Genomic DNA, 1,609 nt, shown 5'->3' with positions numbered 1-1,609 from the left:
TGTAACGGCCATTTAGTAATGTCTGGTTTGAGCCAGTTAGAAATGTCCGGTTCGGGGCTCCGCGAGGCGCATGCTGTGGCGCGCGCACACGACGGAGCCTGTGATGAACGAACCCGGACTGGTGACGATCAGCATGAATGAACTGCAGCGCGTCAAAATCATCGAGGCGGTCGTCGAGGGACGGCTCAGCGGCGTGCGTGCTGCCGGTCAGCTGGGACTGAGCGAGCGGCAGGTTTCGCGTCTGAGACGCCGCTTCGAGGCGTCAGGGGCTACGGGTCTGGTTTCGGCCAGGCGTGGCAGGCCGAGCAACCGGCAACTGCCGGTGAACGTGCGGGCCCGCGTGATCGCCATCATCCGCGAGCGCTATGCCGATTTCGGTCCGACACTGGCGCGCGAGAAGCTTCACGAGTGTCACGGCATCCTGCTGGCCAAGGAGACGGTGCGGCACTGGATGTACGATGCCGGGCTCTGGGTGCCGCGCGCGCAGCGTCCGCCGAAGGTGTACCAGCCGCGCAACCGTCGCGCGTGCTACGGCGAGCTGATCCAGATCGATGGCAGCGACCATCACTGGTTCGAAGAGCGGGCGCCGGCGTGCACGCTGCTGGTGTTCGTCGACGACGCGACCAGCCGGCTGATGGCGCTGCACTTCACGGCCACCGAGTCGACCTTCAGTTACTTCGAGGCGCTGGCGAAGTATCTGGGCGTGCACGGCAAGCCGGTGGCGTTCTACAGCGACAAGGCCAGCGTGTTTTACGTGAAGAACCGGTCCGCCACCGCGGGCAAAGGCGTCACGCAGTTCGGGCGCGCCCTGTACGAGCTCAACATCGAGACGTTCTGTGCGAACTCGAGCCAGGCCAAGGGACGCGTCGAGCGCGCCAACGGTACGCTGCAGGACCGGCTCGTGAAGGAGCTTCGGCTGCGCGGCATCAGCACGCGGGAAGCCGCCAATGCGTATGCGCCCTCCTTCATCGCGGACTTCAACCGGCGTTTTGCGAAGCCGCCGGCGAGCGATCACAACACGCACCGGCCACTGCGCGATGACGAGGACCTGCGGCAGATCCTGGCCTATCGCGTGCCGCGCAAGGTAACGAATTCACTCACGGTGCAGTACGACCGCGTGATGTACCTGCTGGAAGACACGGCGGCCAATCGCCGCCTGATCCATGAGTACGTGGAGGTCGTCGAGTATCCCGATGGCGTGATCGAGGTGCAGGCCGACGGCATAGTGTTGCCGCACACCGAATACGACCGCATCACGAAGATCGACCAGGGCGCGGAAATCGACAACAAGCGGCTCGCGAGCGCGCTGGAAGTGGCGCGGCAGGTTCAGTCGATGCGTGATGACCGGCGCGCGGCGGGCTCCCCTTCCCGGACCCATATTGGCGAAGTCGTTCGCGCGAAGAAAGCGCTCATTGGCTTGAAGAAGCAGCGTGCCATCGGGGTCGCAGACCTGAACCAGGCCATTCTCGACATCAGCGCAAAAGAAGTGAGGGAACGGGGGGCGGCTGCGCCGCCCCCAAAAACCATAAACAGAACCCAAGCAAAAACGGCTTCAAAACCGGACATTTCTATCTAGCCGGAACCCGGACATTTGAATCTGGCCATGACA

General features: G+C 63.6%; 1 protein-coding gene. It reads left to right on the top strand.

The window, feature by feature from the left end; translation table 11 throughout:
• Positions 1–103 precede the first annotated feature (103 nt).
• Positions 104–1,576, top strand: coding sequence for an ISNCY family transposase (locus tag BX592_RS33600; RefSeq protein WP_134197632.1), 1,473 nt, complete (start codon positions 104–106; stop codon positions 1,574–1,576).
• Positions 1,577–1,609 lie beyond the last annotated feature (33 nt).

Source organism: Paraburkholderia rhizosphaerae (assembly GCF_004366595.1).
Taxonomy (GTDB): Bacteria; Pseudomonadota; Gammaproteobacteria; order Burkholderiales; family Burkholderiaceae; genus Paraburkholderia; species Paraburkholderia rhizosphaerae.
This window is presented reverse-complemented; position numbering and strand designations above follow the sequence as displayed.